The organism is Eximiradius proteiniborus, from assembly GCF_058546985.1.
Window position 1 is genome coordinate 233,205 of sequence record NZ_CM178592.1, and the last position, 19,950, is coordinate 253,154.

The 19,950-nt window shown below is 32.4% G+C and carries 20 protein-coding genes; 4 read left to right on the plus strand and 16 right to left on the minus strand.

Annotation, left to right across the window (positions count from 1 at the left end; genetic code table 11):
* Positions 1-65: 65 nt before the first annotated feature.
* Genes ACY2LT_RS00985 through ACY2LT_RS01015 form a run of 7 tightly spaced genes read right to left on the minus strand, consistent with a single transcriptional unit; the run spans position 66 to position 7,122 of the window.
* On the minus strand, positions 66-1,337 hold the full coding sequence (locus tag ACY2LT_RS00985) for a dicarboxylate/amino acid:cation symporter (RefSeq protein WP_491815758.1): 1,272 nt from the start codon (positions 1,335-1,337) through the stop codon (positions 66-68).
* Positions 1,338-1,393: 56 nt separating this feature from the next.
* Complete coding sequence (gene purN / locus ACY2LT_RS00990; RefSeq protein WP_491815759.1) at positions 1,394-1,990, minus strand: phosphoribosylglycinamide formyltransferase; 597 nt, start codon at positions 1,988-1,990, stop codon at positions 1,394-1,396.
* Positions 1,987-2,841, minus strand: coding sequence for a DUF6576 domain-containing protein (locus ACY2LT_RS00995; RefSeq protein WP_491815761.1), 855 nt, complete (start codon positions 2,839-2,841; stop codon positions 1,987-1,989). Before ACY2LT_RS00995 ends, purN begins: the two co-directional genes overlap by 4 nt.
* 8 nt (positions 2,842-2,849) lie before the next feature.
* Positions 2,850-3,323: an NADH-quinone oxidoreductase subunit NuoE family protein gene (locus ACY2LT_RS01000; protein WP_491815763.1), complete on the minus strand. Its 474-nt coding sequence runs from the start codon at positions 3,321-3,323 to the stop codon at positions 2,850-2,852.
* Between the two features lie 7 nt (positions 3,324-3,330).
* A complete protein-coding gene (locus ACY2LT_RS01005) occupies positions 3,331-4,230 on the minus strand; it encodes a phytoene/squalene synthase family protein (protein ID WP_491815764.1) in 900 nt (299 codons plus the stop codon).
* On the minus strand, positions 4,221-5,132 hold the full coding sequence (locus tag ACY2LT_RS01010; protein WP_491815765.1) for a squalene/phytoene synthase family protein: 912 nt from the start codon (positions 5,130-5,132) through the stop codon (positions 4,221-4,223). Before ACY2LT_RS01010 ends, ACY2LT_RS01005 begins: the two co-directional genes overlap by 10 nt.
* A 1-nt stretch (position 5,133) precedes the next feature.
* On the minus strand, positions 5,134-7,122 hold the full coding sequence (locus ACY2LT_RS01015) for a PAS domain S-box protein (RefSeq protein WP_491815766.1): 1,989 nt from the start codon (positions 7,120-7,122) through the stop codon (positions 5,134-5,136).
* 142 nt (positions 7,123-7,264) lie between these two features.
* Between ACY2LT_RS01015 and ACY2LT_RS01020 the strand changes: the two genes are divergently transcribed.
* The 3 genes from ACY2LT_RS01020 to ACY2LT_RS01030 all read left to right on the plus strand — a co-directional run bounded on the left by ACY2LT_RS01020 (position 7,265) and on the right by ACY2LT_RS01030 (position 10,343).
* Positions 7,265-8,383, plus strand: a complete 1,119-nt coding sequence (locus ACY2LT_RS01020; protein WP_491815767.1) for a DegT/DnrJ/EryC1/StrS family aminotransferase — start codon at positions 7,265-7,267, stop codon at positions 8,381-8,383.
* A 75-nt stretch (positions 8,384-8,458) separates the two neighbouring features.
* A complete protein-coding gene (locus ACY2LT_RS01025; protein ID WP_491815768.1) occupies positions 8,459-9,142 on the plus strand; it encodes a metal-dependent hydrolase in 684 nt (227 codons plus the stop codon).
* Positions 9,143-9,155: 13 nt separating this feature from the next.
* A complete protein-coding gene (locus tag ACY2LT_RS01030) occupies positions 9,156-10,343 on the plus strand; it encodes a M24 family metallopeptidase (protein ID WP_491815769.1) in 1,188 nt (395 codons plus the stop codon).
* Positions 10,344-10,470: 127 nt separating this feature from the next.
* Here the strand turns inward: ACY2LT_RS01030 and ACY2LT_RS01035 are convergent, their stop codons facing one another.
* The 9 genes from ACY2LT_RS01035 to ACY2LT_RS01075 form a co-directional block, all read right to left on the minus strand.
* Complete coding sequence (locus tag ACY2LT_RS01035; protein ID WP_491815770.1) at positions 10,471-12,522, minus strand: hypothetical protein; 2,052 nt, start codon at positions 12,520-12,522, stop codon at positions 10,471-10,473.
* An 81-nt stretch (positions 12,523-12,603) separates the two neighbouring features.
* On the minus strand, positions 12,604-13,131 hold the full coding sequence (locus tag ACY2LT_RS01040; RefSeq protein WP_491815771.1) for a TlpA family protein disulfide reductase: 528 nt from the start codon (positions 13,129-13,131) through the stop codon (positions 12,604-12,606).
* Positions 13,132-13,144: 13 nt separating this feature from the next.
* Entirely contained in the window at positions 13,145-13,939 is a 795-nt protein-coding gene (gene pyrF, locus ACY2LT_RS01045) for an orotidine-5'-phosphate decarboxylase (protein WP_491815772.1), read from the minus strand.
* A gap of 3 nt (positions 13,940-13,942) precedes the next feature.
* Positions 13,943-14,776, minus strand: coding sequence for a M48 family metallopeptidase (locus tag ACY2LT_RS01050; protein ID WP_491815773.1), 834 nt, complete (start codon positions 14,774-14,776; stop codon positions 13,943-13,945).
* 89 nt (positions 14,777-14,865) lie between these two features.
* A complete protein-coding gene (locus ACY2LT_RS01055; protein WP_491815775.1) occupies positions 14,866-15,987 on the minus strand; it encodes a hybrid sensor histidine kinase/response regulator in 1,122 nt (373 codons plus the stop codon).
* 17 nt (positions 15,988-16,004) lie between these two features.
* A complete protein-coding gene (locus tag ACY2LT_RS01060) occupies positions 16,005-17,180 on the minus strand; it encodes a glycosyltransferase (RefSeq protein WP_491815776.1) in 1,176 nt (391 codons plus the stop codon).
* A gap of 96 nt (positions 17,181-17,276) precedes the next feature.
* Entirely contained in the window at positions 17,277-17,792 is a 516-nt protein-coding gene (locus ACY2LT_RS01065) for a hypothetical protein (protein ID WP_491815778.1), read from the minus strand.
* Position 17,793: 1 nt separating this feature from the next.
* Positions 17,794-18,432 carry a hypothetical protein gene (locus ACY2LT_RS01070; RefSeq protein WP_491815779.1) on the minus strand — a complete coding sequence of 213 codons (639 nt, stop codon included), beginning with the start codon at positions 18,430-18,432 and terminating at the stop codon, positions 17,794-17,796.
* Entirely contained in the window at positions 18,425-18,988 is a 564-nt protein-coding gene (locus ACY2LT_RS01075) for an RNA polymerase sigma factor (RefSeq protein ID WP_491815781.1), read from the minus strand. The genes ACY2LT_RS01070 and ACY2LT_RS01075 overlap by 8 nt, the downstream gene beginning before the upstream one ends.
* A gap of 135 nt (positions 18,989-19,123) precedes the next feature.
* Between ACY2LT_RS01075 and ACY2LT_RS01080 the strand changes: the two genes are divergently transcribed.
* Positions 19,124-19,873 carry an FKBP-type peptidyl-prolyl cis-trans isomerase gene (locus ACY2LT_RS01080; RefSeq protein ID WP_491815783.1) on the plus strand — a complete coding sequence of 250 codons (750 nt, stop codon included), beginning with the start codon at positions 19,124-19,126 and terminating at the stop codon, positions 19,871-19,873.
* Positions 19,874-19,950 lie beyond the last annotated feature (77 nt).

A 19,950-nucleotide genomic window follows, 5' to 3' on the forward strand; every position in this document is an offset into this window, starting at 1 on the left:
ATATTATCTTAACAAGATAATTCTTATAAATAAGCAAGAGCTCCATAAATGCTCTTGCTTTTTATTTATTTCTCATTTCTGTCTATTATTACTGCAATCATAGCATCACTGGTTACGTTGATAACTGTCCGTATCATATCTAAAGGTCTGTCTATCGCTAATATCAAAGCTAATCCTTCAACTGGTATTCCAACAGCATTCAACACAATAACAAGCATCACAACTCCTGCGCCCGGGACGGCAGCGGTACCAATTGAAGCAAGGGTTGCTGTAAATAATATTGTCAGGAAGTGAAAAAATGTCATCTCAATTCCAAACACTTGTGCTATAAATACTGCTGCTACTGCTTGATATAGACTTGTCCCATCCATATTTACAGTAACTCCAACCGGCAAAACAAAACTTGCTATTTCGTTTCGAACGCCTAAACCTTTTTCCACTTGTTCCATAGTAACAGGTAGTGTCGCTGCACTTGAACTGGTAGAAAACGCAACAAGATGAACCGGAAACATTTCTTTATAAAAGATTTTGAAAGGGAATTTAGCAAATATTCTTAAAAAGGTTGGATAAATAACAAAACCAAGAAATAAAAGCCCCAATATGACCACCAAAGCATAGTAACCTAAAGTTTCGAATAGTTTAAGTGATTGAGAAGTGTTATTTCCTGAATAATCGACTATCAAGCCTGCTAACAATGCCATTACTCCAATTGGAGCAAAATACATAATAAAATCAATGATTTTAAGAATAATATCATTTAATCCGGAAATAAAATCTCTTACAATTTCTACCTTTGGACTTTTCAGAACTACAATAGCCACTCCAAATAAAATTGCGAAAAATATTATCTGTAACATATTTGAATTATTTGAGGCAGAAGCAACAATATTACCAGGAACAATTTCGACAATAAATTTTAATGGTCCATCTGACTTAGTTTTTTCAATAACATTTGTTTTAGTTTCTAATACTTGCGAATACTTGCTTAGCAATTCTATCCTTTTTTCTTCCGGGAATGATTGTCCTGGTTTGAATGTGGTTACAAACAACAAACCGATTGTTACGGCTACTATTGTTGTGAAAATATAGAAGAGAAGTGTTTTAAGACCAATCCGCGATAGTTTTGTGATATCTGATAATCCGGAAATTCCTGTAATAAGAGAAGCAAAAATAAGCGGTATTGCTACAAGATTCAGCAGTTTCAGAAAAATTACACCAAATGGTTTTATCCAATCATCAACAATCCATCCAGTATTGGTATAAACTGCAATAATCCCGAAAATTGCACCTATAAGCATCCCAATCAAAATGCGAGCGTACAAAGGTATTTTTTTCATAAGGAATACATTCAGTTCGACAACTGATGTATAATATAATAATATTTAAGAAAAAATTATGGAATAATAATTTCGCCAAGAGATATTTTTTTTAGGACTTCTGGATATAATTTGTGTTCAATATTAAGCACTCTTTCCGCTAAGCTTTCAGGCGTATCGTTAGGCAAAACATCTACTTCCATTTGCATAAGAATTCTACCTTTATCGTAGTCTGCATTCACTAAATGGACAGTTGCACCACTAACTTTTTCTTTTGCCTCAATCACAGCCTTATGAACATTAATTCCATACATTCCTTCACCACCAAATTTTGGTAACAGTGCAGGATGAATATTAAGCACCCGTCCACTGAAATGTTCTATAACAAATGGTTCTAATTTTTTCATATATCCGGCTAATACTACAGTATTAACCTTATATCTGTCAAAAATGTCGATAATCTGTTCGCTCACTTTTCCGGGATGAGTTTTTTCGCTTATGTGAAATGCAGGTATTCCTTCTTTGCGAGCTCTTTCCAGTGCACCAGATTGCGAATTATTAGAAATAACGGCACATAAGTGTGCTTTGAAATAACCAGATTTTACACTATCAATTATTGCTTGCATATTTGTGCCACTATGCGAGGCGAGAAATCCAAGACGAAGCTCAATCATTTTATTCTTTTGGAATATTCATTCAAAAATTTCTTTTCATAATACGAAAGCGATTCTTTTCCTTTTTCGTTTATTTTGTCAAGAATTCTATTTAATTTTTCTTCGTTTTCTTCATCATTTTCCGAAAGTTCGCAGTAATCTTCTTCATACTTATGGTAGATATGAGAAATATTCATATTTGATATTCTTTTTGTAGCAACGATTTCTTCTGGCTCTGGAATAGTTATCTTAACTTGTCTTTGCTTTGATGAATTTATCTCAATCTCTCTTTTTTCAATATATTTTCTCATATTCCGGATTGGTATATAAACAAGAAAACCTGATAATACACCAAACATTATTGGAAAAGTGTAATACAATTCTATAGAATTTGCAACATACTTAATAATTATCCACAAACTGGCAATTAAAATTGCAAATGTTGATACTGTTAAAGGATTTTTTCTCGAAAGTCTGTCTTTGGGCATTATCAGTGTTGCAAGTGTTAGAATAAAGAACCCTATAGTTTCGCCACCGCTTATGTAAATATTCTTATTCCACAGCGATAATGTGATTAGCAATCCATTTAATACTGTAACCATCAATAAAAAAACTGGATAAAGATATTTGTTCAGGTAGTTTTCTAATTTTGTGGACAAAAATATTAATATTGGTGCAAGAATAAAGATAAGTAAATTGTCTTTTAATACTAACGGAAAAGTTACAAGTTGCCAGAAATGAAAATTATGTGCAATTTCCTTAGGATTTAATAAAAATAAATTGCCTAAATTCAAATTTAGAATTGAATTAATCAAATTTGCAAAAACAATTACAAGCATTAGTAAAAAAGAAAAAGATTTTATTTTTCGCATTGTATTCATTACTTTAAACTATCAAGAATTTCATCTACTTTTTCAATAGTTAAATTTTCATAAAAATCTTCATTAATTGCAATCATCGGGGCTCCACCACAAGCACCCATACATTCAACTTCTTCCAATGAGAATTTTCCATCATCCGAAGTTTCATTATTATTTAGGTTTAACTTTTTTGAAATATGTTCATAAATTTCCTGTCCGCCTCGTAGCATACACGAAACATTTGTGCATACCTGCACATGATATTTTCCGGGCTGCTTTTTGTGATACATTGTATAAAACGATACCACTCCTTCAACAGTTGAAAGTGGGACATCCAGCAATTCAGAAATATATTTCATCACATCTTTCGAAATCCAACCGAATTTATTTTGAGCAAGCCATAGAACTCCCATCAACGCAGCCTGTTGATTCGGGTATTTCCGCTTTAAGTTCTCAACTTTTGCTAATTCTTCATCATTAAACTTTATTTCCATATGCTTATTATCCCTTTTTTATTCTACGAATAAAGAGTTTTACAGATAACCACAGTTTTAGTGCTGTCATTATTTTGTGAATATTCGATACCTTAATTCTTTTGGTGAATACATCGAATTCATTAAGTTCAATTTTTTCGAGCAAGCGATAATAAATAGCGTCCATTATTTCAGCTGATACTATTGTTGGTTTTTCATCAGGTCTTAAAAATTGCCTTGCACGATGAAAATACTCCCTTGCTCGCATTGCTTCGAAATTCATAAGTTCAATAAAGTTTTCATTATAAACTTCGTTATACAAATCTTCTTCTGAATAATTAAAACGCCTTAAATCTTCTTGTGGCAGATATATATATCCTCTATTTTTATCTACTTTCACATCTCTTAATATGTTCGTAAGTTGCAGTGCATATCCTAAATTAATTGCATAGTTCTTTGTTTCTTCATACTTATAACCAAAAATTTCAATACTGATTAGTCCGACTACACTTGCTACACCATATAAATACTCTTTAAGTTCCTCAAAAGTTTCATATCTTTTTTTGTATAAATCTCTTCGGCATCCATCAATTAATGTTAAAAAATATTGCTTTGGAATAGCAAATCGATCAATAGTCCTGATAAATGGAGCAAGCAGCGGAGTAGTTATTGAATTATTATATAATTTCTCTATTTCATTTTCCCACCAGTTAAGTCTTTCCAGTTTCTTCTGTATTTCTTTGGGATTGTTGTTCGGTGAACTATCAACAATTTCATCTATATAACTACAAAAAGCATAAATTGTATTAATTGCGTTTCTCTCGTCTTTTGGCAAAATAGAAAAAGAATATAGAAAGCTCGATTTTTCCTTCTTCGGAACATCTGCTTTTTCATAATTAGCTAATATTTCAGGTGTTATTATTTCCATCTTTTTATAGCATTCCACATAATTTTTATTTTATCTTTACTATTTAGCTTTGGACGATGAAACAAAATATTCTCTTTAAGACGAACAACTTTTTCAAGAATTATTGTTCCTCCTGAAATAATCATAGCAAGCTCAAATCTTAGTCTTTTCGAATTAACCAATTTTAATATTTTTTCTCCTTCTTTGAATAAATTATCAGTCAGTAAATATAATTCTTTCAATGAATTAATCAAAACAAATTTATTTTCATCTTTTGTAAAATTATCAATAGAAATATCCGGGATTAAACTTTTGGGTATATATATTCTTCCTATTTCAATATCTACCGACACGTCCTGCAAAAAATTTACAAGTTGCAAACCAGTACATACACAATCAGAATATACTTTGGTAGCCTCGAGATTCTCATCAAAAAGTCGAAGAACTAATTCTCCAACTGGATTAGCAGAATACTCGCAATAATCAAGCAACTCTTCTATGCTTTCTGGCTGAGAAAAGTTTAAATCTTTTTTGAATGCATTTGTTAATTTTACAAATGGTTCGGCTGGAAGATTTAATTCATTTACAGTATTGCTCAACGCAAGAAATAAAGGATTAGAAGTGTTAAGTTTGAATTTCTGATTTGCACAATCAGCTAAATAGTCAAGTAATTTTAAGCCCAAATCTTTGTTTCTTATTCCTACCACATCGCCAAGGTCATCGGCAATTCTGCAATATGCGTATATTGAATAAAAATGCTTTTTTTTCGAAGAAGGAATTGCAACAGAAGCTACCGGAAAATTTTCATAATGACCTAATGCAACTTTTTTACAAAAATTGTATGCTTCTTCGAGATTTTTTGTTCTAAATTTACCACCATCTTCAGTTAGCAAGTCAATTATATCATTTTCACTTAGCTTCATCTTATTCATTTACAAATTTTGGCAAGGTAATAAAGAATTTGGTTCCAACTCCAACCTGACTTTCTACAGATATTCTTCCGTTCGACTTATCAAGCAATTCTTTGCATAATATCAAACCAAGTCCTGTTCCTTTTTCGTTTTGCGTACCAAGTGTTGTGTAGTGTTTATCTATCCTGAAAAGTGATTTTATTGCATTTTCGTCCATTCCTATACCATTATCTTCAATACAAAAAGTAACTGTATCGCTGAATATTTCTTTTACATATAGCTTTACATATCCATCAATGTCTGTAAACTTTATTGCATTAGAAATAAGATTTCTCAGAAGTGTTTGGAGCATATTTTTATCAGCTAACACATATATTTTTTCATCAATTTCATTAATTAACTTAATTCCTTTCCTGCTTGCCTGATGCGAAGCCAAATTCAAATTCACATCAACATTTCTTTTTAAATTTAATGGCTCAATGTTTATTTCAGACAATCCACCTTGCAATTTAGACCATTCAAGTAGATTTATAAGCAATTCATATATATTTTTAGCAGAGGTATTCAATGCGTCAGACATAATTACAATTTCTTCTTTTGTCAAATCATCAATATCTTGACTTATTAATTCCGTAAGCCCCATAAATCCGGTGAAAGGACTTTTCAAATCGTGTGCTATTATCGAAAAGAGCTTGTCTTTGCTTTGATTTATGTTTTTAAGTTGTTCCGCTGAAACTATTAATTCATAATTCAAATCCATTATTTCATTTGCAAGCTGTTCGATTTTTGCTTTCGATGATTTGAGTTCAGCAATTAATTTTTCTCTCTCTTGTTCGTATTCTTTCTTTTCTGTAATATCTTTTAGTACACCCTCGTAAAACAATACCTTTCCGGATAAGTCACGCACTGCTCTTGCACTATCTTGCACCCAAATTACTTTTCCATTTGGAGTTTTCATTTGTAGTTCAGAATATACTACGTTATTTTTTTCGATTGTTTGCAACCATTTATCTCTATCGTTCGGATTTAAATACAATTCTCTTCCATTAATACTATTCAGTTCTTCCTTTGTAGATATTCCGAGCATTTTTAGCAATTCTTGATTGCCATCAATGAATACTCCGTCCGGCGTTGTGATATAAAGCCCTAAAGGTATTCTTTCAAATAAGCTTCTATACTTTGCCTCGCTTTCTGCAAGTTTGATTTCGGCTTTTTTCCTTGCTGTAATATCGTGGATAATACCTTCGTAACCGATTTTTTTATTTGCAGAATTAACGCGTAAATTACAAACAATTAAGCAACTTAATATTTCACCTTTTTTATTTAATAATTGAGCTTCAAAATTATTCACATATCCATTGTTCTCAATTTCATTTATAAAACTCATTCTATCGGTATAATTAGCAAATAACTCTCTTATGTTTATTTTCTCAATCTCATCTTTTTTGTAACCTAATAATTTCAGCATAGATTTGTTGCATCCTTGAATTACACCGTCTGTGTTTGTATAAAAAATTGCGTCAAGTGAATTTTCAAATAACTCATAGTATCTTTCTTGAGCTTGCTTTAAAGCCCTTTGGGATTCTTCCAATTTGCTTTCTACTTGAATTCTGTTTACAGTGTTCAGAACAACAGTTGGAAGAAAATCTAAAAAGTTCATATCCTTTACGATATAATCTCTTGCACCTCGCTTCATCATTTCTACAGCAACGTGCTCATTCCCAAAAGCAGTCATTGTAATAAATTCAACGTTATAACCTTCCTGTCGCAGTTCATCAATTACATCAAAGCCGTTCATATCCGGCAAATTGTAATCAAGGAGAATTAAAGGGTTGCCCAAAGTCTTGTATATCTCAATACCTTCCTTGCCAAGCATAGTGGAATATACTTCAAACCCTAATTTCCTTAATGATTCCTGAATTATTATCAGCTGATTATCATCGTCCTCGATTACTAATATCTTAATATCTTGATTAACTTGATTATTATTGTTGTTTTTCATATCGCAACACGAAATATTAATTCTAAGCAAAATATATATAAACAATTCAAATATAAAAAAAACAATATTGAAATAATAAGATTTTTCATTTTTGGAATAAATTTTGTTGTTTTAATTATTCATAAACATAAGGTGCATATTTATGAAAAATGATAGAATAAACGTAACAAAACCATATCTTCCTCCATTAAACGAGTTTATGCCATTTTTGGAAGATATCTGGGAAGAAAAATGGCTTACAAACAACGGCAAATATCATCAACTTTTCGAAGATGAATTAGCACGGTTTCTTGGAGTAAAATATATTTCGCTCTTTTCTAATGGGACTTTAGCTTTAATTACAGCTTTGCAAGCTCTGCGTATAAGCGGCGAAGTTATTACTACTCCTTTTAGTTTTGTTGCAACAACCCATTCATTATGGTGGAATAATATTAAACCTGTTTTTGTTGATATTGAGCCAAATTCTTTCAATATCGACCCGAATAAAATTGAAGCTGCTATCACTCCTAAAACTTCTGCAATTCTGCCTGTTCACGTTTATGGTAATCCTGCAGATGTCTATTCAATTCAAACTATAGCCGATAATTATGGTCTTCATGTTATTTATGATGCTGCTCACGCTTTCGGTGTGAAACTTGATGGTACTTCAATCCTCAATTTTGGCTCACTTTCCATATTAAGTTTTCACGCGACAAAAGTCTTTACTACTTTCGAAGGCGGAGCAATTATTTCACACGACCCAGCAATGAAAAAACGTATAGATAATTTGAAAAACTTTGGTTTTGCCGGCGAAACAACAATCGTTGCGCCCGGAATAAATGCAAAAATGAATGAATTTCAGGCTGCTCTGGGTGTGTTGCAACTCAAATATGTTCACGAAGCCATCGAAAAACGTCGGATTGCAACAAATCGTTATCGTCATTTATTAACTAATATTTCCGGTGTGTCTTTTCTTAATGATTTCAAAAATGTAGAACATTGTTACTCATATTTCCCTATCTTAATAAACTCTGGAATTTGTGGAAAAACACGTGATGAAGTCTATGAAAGATTAAAGGAATTTAATATTTATTCACGAAGATATTTTTATCCATTAATTAGCAACATTCCTACTTATCGAGGACTTGAAACTGCAAATCCTGAAAACCTTCCTATTGCAAACTCCGTTGCTAATCAAGTGTTATGTTTACCTCTGTATTCTGAAATAGGAGAAAAAGTTGATTATGTTGTTGAAAAATTAGTTGATATTTTAGAAAAATAATGAACATCTTGTAAAATATTTTTTTTATAAATACTTCTAAAAATTGCTGTTTAGATATTTCTTTGGAGGTCTATTATGTTAAAACTCACTTATGTAAGTCATTCTACATTTATTTTGGAAGATGGACAATATACGCTTGTTATTGATCCTTTTTTCACAGGAAATCCCACTGCAAACATATCAATCGATAGTGTCAAACCAAACTTTATTGTTCTTACTCACGCTCACGGTGATCACCTCGGAGATGCTTTATCCTTAGCCAAAAAGCACGATGCACTGATTATTGCGGTAAACGAGTTGGCTAATTATTGTGCAGCAAATGGTTGCAAAGCACATAATATGCACATTGGTGGTGCTTATAATTTCCCGTTTGGTCGCCTGAAATTTACAATTGCTCACCACGGTTCTTCCACAAATGACGGGCAATATATGGGCGAACCTGCTGGAGTGATAATAAACATTGGTGGAAATATTGTTTATCACACTGGTGATACAGGTCTGTTCTACGATATGAAGCTCATCGGAGAACTCAATCCTATTGATATTTTCTTAGTTCCTATTGGTGATAATTTTACTATGGGAATAGATGATGCTGTTCAGGCAACAAAGTTTGTCGATCCAAAATTAGTAATTCCTATGCACTACAATACATTCCCAGTAATAAAGGCTGATCCTAACGAATTTAAATCGAAAGTTGAAAAAATTGGCAAAAAGTGCGTTGTAATGCAATATGGAGAAACAATTGTATTTGATGAATAATTAGGAGAATTAGATGCAAATTGAAGCAATTCAAAACGCTTTGAGGGAAGCAAATATTGATGGATGGCTTTTCTATGATTTTCATAATCGTGATACTATTGCTCATAGAATTTTGAAAATCGACACAAATCGTTTTACTTCTCGCCGTTGGTTTTATTATATTCCTGCCGAAGGAACTCCCAAAAAATTAGTTCACAGCATTGAAACTTATAAACTTTCTCATCTCCCGGGTGATCAGTATGTGTATCTTCCTTGGGAACAGCAACACGAATATTTGCGGCAAATTCTTACAGGAGCCCGCAAAGTCGCAATGCAATATTCACCAATGAACTCTATTCCTTATGTTTCAATTGTTGATGGCGGAACAATTGACCTTATTCGTAGCTTCGGTGTTGAAATAGTTTCAAGTGCTGATCTTGTTTCTTTATTTGAGTCTCATCTTTCTGATGAAGATTTTGAATCTCACAGCAAAGCGGGAATTATTATGCAGCAAATCAAAGACGCTGCTTTTAAAGAAATTGCCAATAGAATAAAATCTGGGAACCCGCCCAAGGAATATGAAATTCAGCACTTTATGCATAATCTGATGCGAGAAAATAATCTAATTTGGGGCGATGGTCCTGTTGTGGCTGTTAATGAACATGCTGCCGACCCACATTTTGAACCAACACCTGAAAATAGCTACTCTATGCAAGTTGGAGATTTAGTCCTCATTGATTTATGGGCAAAATTCAATGTTCCTGGCAGTATATATTATGATATTACTTGGATGGGCTATATCGGCGAAACAGTCCCCGATAAAATTCAAAATATTTTCTCTGTTATTGCCAATGCTCGGGATGCTGCATACAATTTAGTTAAAGATCGATTCTCTACAAGCACTCCTGTCTATGGTTGGGAGGTGGACAAAGCTTGCCGTGCGGTTGTTGAAGATGCAGGATATGGCAAATACTTTATCCATCGAACAGGTCATAATATCGGCGAAGAAGTTCACGGAAACGGCACTCATATTGATAATCTCGAAACAAAAGATTTACGCCGTATAATACCAGGTTCTTGTTTCTCAATTGAGCCCGGTATTTATATTCCTGACGAAAAAATTGGCTTCCGAACAGAAATTGACGTTTTTGTTACAGATGATGGCAAAGTTGAAGTAGTGGGCGATATACAACAAAAAGTTATTCCTATTATGAAATTATAATTATTGATATGAATTAATGTTTGATAAACAATTTTTTGTTGCTCTAAAAAATTAATTCATATCTCCAAATTCAATAAAAAATGCTTGCCACAAATTAGGCAAGCATTTTTTATATGTATAATTTATCTTAACTTTTGTTTTTTATTTGTTTTACTGCATTTTGAGCGGCTTTTAATAATGGTTCAGCAGATAATTTATTGCCAACTGCACCAGTCATCCATATTTCAGGTGTCAATCTTCCCTGCACACACATTCTATACATTTCGTCTGCTAAATTTTTATCTTTTATATATTCAGCTATCTGAAATTCTATCAGATGACCTAATGGATATGCAGATAAATACAATGGATAATCAATCATATGCGAATAAATTGCAAGTATAGGCTGGTCTTTTATACCAAATACTGGTGCATAATATGAATTCCAAACATCTTTGGCAATCTCAATAACTTTTTGTTTAAGTTGTTCTTCATTTGTGTTTGGATTATCATATAACCATTTCCAAACCCGCATATCTACAAGCGATACGCCCATAATTTCATAGGTTGCCCAAGCTGCATCGAGCACATCCAAGATTTCTTTTTCATTATTTGTATTTTTTATTCCTAATAACGGCAAATCTCTTGATTGGAAGGTGAACGCCCAGGCTTCTGTGAAAGCAGTGTTTGGCACACCATTTAAAATGTAATAATCAACATCATAAAGCGTTAAGGTTTGTTCAACGTTATGACCCAATTCGTGTATAGCAATATTATAACCTTTATAATCCATTCCAGCTTTACCAATGCGAGTGCGTAGATGAGCTTTGTCGCCACGCATCTGTGCTCCCCAGGCATGCCCAGCACCTCGCGAAGGATCAACAGTAATTCTTGAAGCTATTTCTTTTGCTTTCTCAGTCTTAAATCCAAGTTTTGTTAAAATATTTGGAATATCTGCTTCTAATGCTTTGGGGTTAGGATATTTTTTCGAAGTAATTTTAGTTAATTCATCTTGATTTAGTAATGAACGTGATTTAAATCCATCATACCAAATATCAAAAGGTTCAAGCGAGCGTCCCAAACGTTCTTTTATTATTTCGCCAATTTCTTTAAAAACTGGGCTTGAACAATAATCAATAAACATTTTTTCTACTTCTTCTTGTGGAATTTCCATCTCTTTTTCAAATTTTGCTTTAATGTAAGTAGGGAAGAGAGGGTTGTATTTGTCAATTTCTTTCAGAGCTTTGAAGTTTTGAAGTAAATGATAGTATCTTGTGTTTGGCTCGCTTTTCAGACTGACTTCTTTGTTGTCTTGATACACTTTATTTGAAAAAGGATTCCATTTATATTTATTGCTATTTACAACATCTTGAGGTATTGATTGTTCTATAATTCTCAACATCACTTGGTAAATCATTTTCTGCTTGTTTAATGGATTTTCTTTTCCGTATTGTGCTTTTATTTCATCTCGCAAATTCCAGTGGCTGATTAATTTCATATCTTCTGGAAAATATGTATTCATGTTGTCATCAACAAGATAGCCAGCCATAATATTATAATTGCTAATATAATTATCAGCGTTTGCCATCGCCTCAGAAGATTTAAGCAGTAAATTTGCAGGAATGTTTGCAGTAAACAAATCTCCCATTCTCGCATAAGCCCATTGTTTGCGTGTCCAGTTTTTCCCAAGTTCATTTTTCTCTTTTAAACTATAATATGGAAAGTTAAGAGCAATATAATATGCTATCTTGTTTTCGAAAAAGTCAGCTGTTAAATGTGCAGAAGGTTCATATCCGGAAATCATTAAATCAAGAGGTGTTACTTCTCCTTCATCGATATGCACAGGTTTCTTCAAATCAAGTGAAATTCTATTGAAATTGCCCAATAAGGTTTCCCAGTGCTTCAAGAAACTATTAAAAACAGCTTCTAATTGATTCTCGTCTCCCACGAAATTGTCCAAACAGAATTTCTCAAACTCACTTTCACTTCCGGTCCATAGTTTTGCTACAACATTTACACCGCGTTCAATTCTATCTTTCTGCGCTTCACCATATTTTTCAAGCAAACTTTTTATTACTTGCTCGATTTTCTGCTTGGAAATTTCACCTTTTTCAATAGTAACCTCAACATTCTTGCCGCAAGAAGTTATCATAGTTGCTATTCCAAATATCAAAAACAAAACTAAAAGTAATTTTTTCATAAAAACCTCAAGTTTATGAAAATAAATAAAAATCAGACTAATAAAAATAGTGAAAAAATAACGAATTTCGGCATAGAAATGTTATTCGTTCAGAAGTTCAGCTATCTTTTTCTTCATTGCATCGAATTCCTCACGAACAAACAGTCGTGTGAGGAATCTCACTTTACCTTGCTTATCAATTATTACGTTGCGAGTAACTCCCGCTCCTTTCTCTGCGTATAATTCAAAAATCTTACCTTCTTCATCTAATAATATTGGGTAACTAACCTTTGTCTTTTGAATAAATTTCTCAATTGTTTCCTTGTCTTCTTTGAAATCAATACCAAAAAGTTTAAAATTAGGGTTTTCTTTATGCACTTCCCATATTTCTTCTTCAATATAGGGCATTTCCTTCAAGCAAACACTACACCAGCTTGCAGTGAATTGCAGCATAATCACATTTCCACGCAATTCTCGTAGCTGTTTGGTTGTCCCGTCTAAAAATCTCAATGTAAAATTAGGTGCTTCATCTCCGATTTTAACTTTGTGTTGTGGGTCAACTTTTTGACTGAATAGGTTTAACGAGATTACTAATAATCCTAAAACTACTATTTTTATTATTCTTTTCATTTCCGTTAATACTCTAAGAAAATTTGAGTGCTTTTGAATAGTATTCAGCTTTGTTTCTGACACGTTCAAAATATTCACCATTACCATCCGGATAAATTATCGCTCTCGATACATTGACTATTGCCGGTGAATTACCGTTTGCTTTTAGAACGCTATTTATATCACCACCCTGTGCACCAATACCCGGAATTAGAAGCAAATGCAGAGGAACTAATTTCCTGACTTCTACGATTTCGTCAGGATGGGTCGCTCCGACAACATATCCTGTTTGCTCAAAATTATAGCTCACAGATGTCTTGGTGATTACTAATTTATAGAGATCTTGATTGTTGATTTTTTGCTTTTGATAATCGAATGCTCCTTGGTTCGAGGTAAGAGCCAAAATAAAAATAATCTTGTCCTTATAATTGAAAAAGGGTGATAGTGAATCATATCCCATATATGGATTGACTGTAATTGAATCTGCATTGAAGTAGTCAAAAATGCTTTTTGCATAGGCCATAGATGTATTTCCAATATCGCCTCTTTTTGCGTCGGCTATTACAAAATGAGAAGGCGGTATTGCCTTAAAAGTATCATATAAAGCTTTATATCCTGCGACACCATATTGCTCGTAAAATGCAAAATTGATTTTATATGCTATCGCTAAATCCTTTGTGGCTTCAATTATTTCTTTGTTGAATTCAATAATTCCACTCGAATTTTTTGGGAAAACTTCTGGTATTTTGTCTAAATCTGTGTCTAACCCAACACATAGCAATGTCTTTTTGCTTTTTATCAATTCAATTAGCTTTTGATATGCTGCCATAAATTAATCCTGAATACTATTCTTGAAACTCAAATATCTTTGTGTATATAAATTACTTTCTGTGGGTTGCCCAATACCATGCTTGATTAATAAATTATCTACTTTTTTTATTCTTTCTTGTGGCAAAGGGTGAGTTGATAGTAATTCTTCAAGTTTTCCGCCTTGCTCATTTGCACCAATTTTTTCAAAAAACAGTTTTGTTCCACCCGGATACCAATTTGTTGAAAGCAGATATTTAAACGAATACTCATCTGCTTCGTATTCATCGTCTCGGCTGTTTTTCAGCAGAGCCAGACCAGTCAGCAAATTTGCTGCTATTTCTTCCAACGCACCTGGATTGCTTCCAAGAACCAAACTCAAAAGTATTGTTATTCCATATTGTTTTGTTAAGCGTTTAGTTGAATGTCTTCTTTCAATGTGTGCAATCTCGTGAGCCAATACAGCAGCCATAGTCGCTTCATTATCGAGAAATTTGATCAATCCCTTATACACATACACATATCCACCGGGCACCGCAAACGCATTTATTGTATTTGTATTAATGATTTTCACTTGATATGTAAACGTATTTTTATATTTTATTTCAGGCGAGTTGAGTATTGTATTAACAATATTCTGTAAATATGCTGTTGCTTGTGAATTTTTTAATATTGGATATTCATTGGTATTTGCAACTATTTCAGAATCAATTTGTTGCCCTAATGCTACTTCATCCGAAGTTGAAAAAAGATTGATATTGCTTGGACTTGTTGATTCATCGCAACCAGTTAGAGTAAAAGTTGCTACTACTGCGACAAAGAATACTACTTTATTAATGAGTGCTTTCACTGTTTTCATAATATTACCTTATTGACTGTTTATAATACGTCTAAAATTAAAACTATTTTATACTAAATAATACGAATATAGTTATTATTAAATATTTTTCAAATGTTATTGTTCTCTACTAATGGTAGTTCAATTACAAACTTACTCCCATTATTGTAATTCTTATCTACCCAGATTTGTCCGTTATTTAGTTCAATTAGTTGTTTTGCTATCATTAGTCCCAATCCTGTTGAAACTTCACCTCCTGTCGGTTGTGCAGAAAATCTGCCAAATGAAGTAAATACCTTGTCAATTTCATCTTCTTTAAATCCAGGACCACTATCGCAAATTTCTAATCGCAGGAAATTTCCATTTTCTCCTTTGCTTTTGCTTACAATTGTTTCTATCGGCTTTTCATAAGGACTGTATTTAATAGCATTACCAATAATATTATTTACTGCACGAACAATTTTTTCGCTATCAACTTTAAGTTTTAATGGTTCTGTAACTTCTTTTTTTACTATTATGCTTTGTTTTTTATTTTCTGCTAATGGTTTTTGAACATCCAATACTTGTGCAAGTATATCATCAAAATTTACAATCTCAAATTTTAAATCGACCTCATTATTCCCTAACTTGTTAAATTCAAGTATTTCATTTACGATTTTCAGCATTTGTTGGGAAGTTCTAACAATAATATCCAAGTTTGAATAATTCTCGTGTTGTGCATCAAAATCTTTTTGAACAAGACCAGCCAGAACCATTATAGTCATCAGCGGCGACTTCAAGTCGTGAATGTTCATCTGCAAAAATCTGTTTCTTTCCTCTAACTCTTGATTTAATAATCTGTTTGCCTTGTATAATTTTTTTAACCGAACAAGTGTTTGCACCCTCGCGATTAATTCACTTGGCTCAAATGGTTTCGTTACATAATCATTCCCACCGCATACAAAACCGAAAGCAACGTTTTCGCTATTATCTTTTGCTGACAAAAATAATATCGGCAATTCAAACATATCATACTTTTTACGAACACTTTTGCATATATCGTATCCCGAAATATTTGGCAAAAGAACATCTAAAATTAGCAAGTCATAATTGTTCTCAGTAAGAATATTATCCAGATTATCAGGTCCGGGTAGGTAATCAATTGTGTATTCCGTATGAAGAAAATAACGTTTAATCAGCTTATAAAACGGCTCTTGGTCGTCTATCAACAATATCTTACCTTTTTCTTTCATTTTATCGTTCCAATATATCAGTTTTTAGCAGAATTATCAATTATGCTATTTAATATTCTGACGTTTTTTTCCCAAGAATAATTTGTCTTAACAAAGTTGTATGCATTCTCTGAAATTGTATTGCTAAAAGTACTGTTATTCAATAGATTAATACAATGTTGTGCATATTCTTCTGGGTTTCTACCAATTAATACTTCAAAATTGTCCTTTGCTTGAATCGCTTTATTACACAATTCTGATGTTACTACTGGCAATCGCATCGCCATTGCTTCTAAAAGCTTATTTTGCAAACCTGTGCCTGTCTGCATAGGGGCAAGAAATACTTTCCCTTGCGAATATGCCTCTCTTATATCGTCTAATCTACCTGTAATTATTACATTCTTTCTTTTCAGTGCTAATACTTCATTTTTTGGGTCAGCACCAGCTATCATTATCGTAGCATCAGGCTTTGCTTTCTGTATTATTGGTAATATTTCATTCACAATATATTTTACACATAGTACGTTAGGTTCGTATTGCATATTGCCAACAAATAATAAATCGAATTTTCTTTCAAAATTTTTAAGGGGCATAAAAAAATCTAAATCTATTCCATTTGGAACAACGACTATTTTTGCTCTATCATCACGATTAATATGTTTTCTATCTTCTTCCGTAATTATTATCTTATCGTCGAATTCATCAAAAATCTCAACTTCATAATTACTCAATCGATTTGCTTCTTGCTGATAGAAAAACCGTCCAAACAACTTGTTTTTCTTGCTTCTTCTTTCAAATCCTATGGACAAAGCATCCTGATAGTCCAGCATTTTCCTGATTCTTATTCCTTTCAGGTAATCTGCTGGTCTAACCATCAAACAAATTGCATAGTCATATTTTTCATTTTTAATAATTCTTTCCACTTGCTTTTTTATTGATTTATCATACACAAAAGCATTTTGGAAAGGTTTACCGTTGAATAAGTTCAAAAGTAAATTTTTGACAAGCTTTAATTTTGAAAATTTTATTTCAAAAATATTATTAACATACATTTTGAGAATGTCTCTGGACCCATCGTCTATCTTTTCATCAATAATCGATAATAAATCTATTTCGTGATATTTGGATAAGTGCTTAATAAAATGAAACGCTCTTAATTTGTCGCCTTTATCAAGCGGGTAAGGAAATCTATACATCAGATAGAGGAGTTTCATTATCAGAATTATTTGTAATTACACTGCTTACAAAATTAGCATTTTTTATTAACTAAACGAAAAAAAAGGAAGCAATTCAATGCTTCCTTTGATAATTTATCTTTGCTTTTTTCTTCCAGGTCTGTCTTGTGGTTCATTGGGACCGCCTCTTTTAGGTCCTCTTTCCATAATTTTCTTTCTGACTTCATTATTAAAGTTTCTTTCGAATAGTATTAATTTTGCAAATTCTTCGTCGCTAAGCAGGTTCTGAAATTCTTTATAACGTTCTCCCATTGTTTTGGATAATTCCGAATGTAGATTAATGATTTCGACGTTCTTATTCTTTAAATCACTTGATTTAACACGTTCCTGTTTCATTAGTTCCATCAGTTCCCGAGTTGCTTTGTCTATTTGATTGTGAATTGTAAAAATTTTGTTTTCATATGAACTGTATTTTGCCAAAAACTTATCAGATTTTGCTTCATCAAGAGCCAAAACTTCCATCATTTTCAATTTTTTCATAGTTGAAAAACGCTGGAATGCTTTTTCCCCCTGAAATGGTTGTCCTGATACTTCTATATTAAAGAGTAATAATATCAAGGGGATAAGACTTAAAAAAAATTGTCGTCTCATTTTATCTATCCTCTATAATTTCTTGAAAAATATCTTCATCAATGTATTGAAAATAGTTATAAACATTGAATTCATCTAAATAATTAACTCCAACCTCATTATTTGCAAATTCAACTAACGAATTATCTATTTCTTCTATTTCTTTTTCATCAATTTCTTCCTGTTGTGTTGCTCCATATTCAACAATCTGTACTAATTCCGGTGAAGAAACTTCTTCAATTATCGAGCTATCAATAATCATTGGTTCGCTAAGCTTTGAAATCTGAGACTGGTCAATCTTAATATATTTTCCTTTGTTATTTAAATCTAATTGTATTGCAATAAAGATTACTATTAACGCAATCAACGGGAGTGCCAATTTGGGAACAAATCTAAGTGAACTCTGAGATTGTGCTTTTCTCTCCATTTTGTTCAGCACTTTTACCGAAGTATTAACTGTATGAGACTGAAATACTTTATCAAAGTCCATTTGTTCCAATTTCTCGAAGAAAAGCTGAACTTCTTCAACTTCCTTTTGTATTTCTTCAAACTCTTTGTAATGCTTTTCAAAGAACGCTCTTTCATCCTCATTAAGTCTTCGAAAAACATAATCGGGAATGAGTTCGAGAAGTCTTTTTTTTATTTGCTCTTGGCTATCCATATAATTTCTCACTTTTAAGTTTTTCTGATAATTTTTTTATTGCCTGAAAATAATTTGCTTTTAGTCCTCCAACGCTTGTCCCGAGCAACTTAGATATTTCCTCGTAACTTAAATTGTCAAAGTATCTCAATGCAAAAGTTTCTCTCTGTTTTTCAGGTAATTTCGATAGTTCATCTAAAAACTTTCTTTCTAATTCGTCAGCAATGTAATACTGTTCCGGGCTGAAATCTTTTTGTTTTTTTATCGCATCACTGTTATCGTCAAGTCTGAAAAAAAAAGTAATTTTCTTCTTCCTCATAAATGTTATGCAAGTATTAACAGTAATTCTATATAACCACGTTTTTAAAGAACTGTCCTGTTTGAATTTTTTCAAATTATTCAGTGCCTTTATAAAGACTTCTTGCGTCAAATCTTCTGCATCATCATAAGAACCTGTATATCGTAAAGCAATCGCAAAAACAAATTTTTCATATTTCCGAATAAGCCTCGTAGCTGCATTATTACTACCATTCGATAAATAATCATCTATTATATTTTTGTCATCTGTATCTATCAACTCAATAGCATCATATATTTTACTGAATTAGACACTAAAAATTACAAAAGGTTTAATTTTAAAAAAAATATTTTCAAATTATTGAATACGAAATTATTAATTTGCTTATATTTTTTTGTATTTTTTGGAGAAATTATGAAATATTTTCCTTTTATTTTACTGCTTCTTGTTGCTGCTGCGTGTTCAAACAATAGCAAAGAACAAAAAAAAGCTGATCTAAAATCTGAAAATGAAAAAATGAGTTATACTGTTGGATATGAACTTGGTGTTGCATTCCGGACAGATAGTTTCCCATTGGCAGAAGATGCCTATCTGCAAGGACTACGTGATGGTTTTGCTGATGACACATCCGAAGCAAAAGCTAAAATAAAGAAATCCGAACGCCAGGAATTAAATATGAAACTTATGGAACGTATTCGCAAAACTCAGGAAAACAGACAACAGAAAGAATTGGATAATTTCCGTAAAAACGCTGAAAAAAACAAAGAAGAAGAAATTAAGTTTTTAGAAGAAAATAAAAAGAAAAACGGTGTTGTTTCATTACCTTCTGGCATTCAATATAGAATTCTAAAACCCGGCAATGGACCTAAGCCAACACTCAACGATGCCGTAATGATGAAACTTGTTGCAAAATTCACCGATGGAACTGTTTTTGATAGTTCAGCTAAAAATAATCCGGTATATCTTCCTATTAAGGACTTAATCGAAGGATGGAAAATTGTTATTCCTATGATGCCTGTAGGTTCTCGTTGGGAAGTTGTTATCCCTTCCAAACTTGCTTACGGAGAAAAAGGATATGGAATGGTTATTCCTCCTTATGCTACTTTGATTTTCGAGATGGAACTCGTAGAAATTACTAAAAATAAACCTCAAGAAATGAAATAGTTAATTGCTCTGATATCTAATAAAAAAGGATGTTTGCTCTTAATTTATGCAAACATCCTTTTTTATTATAGTGTATT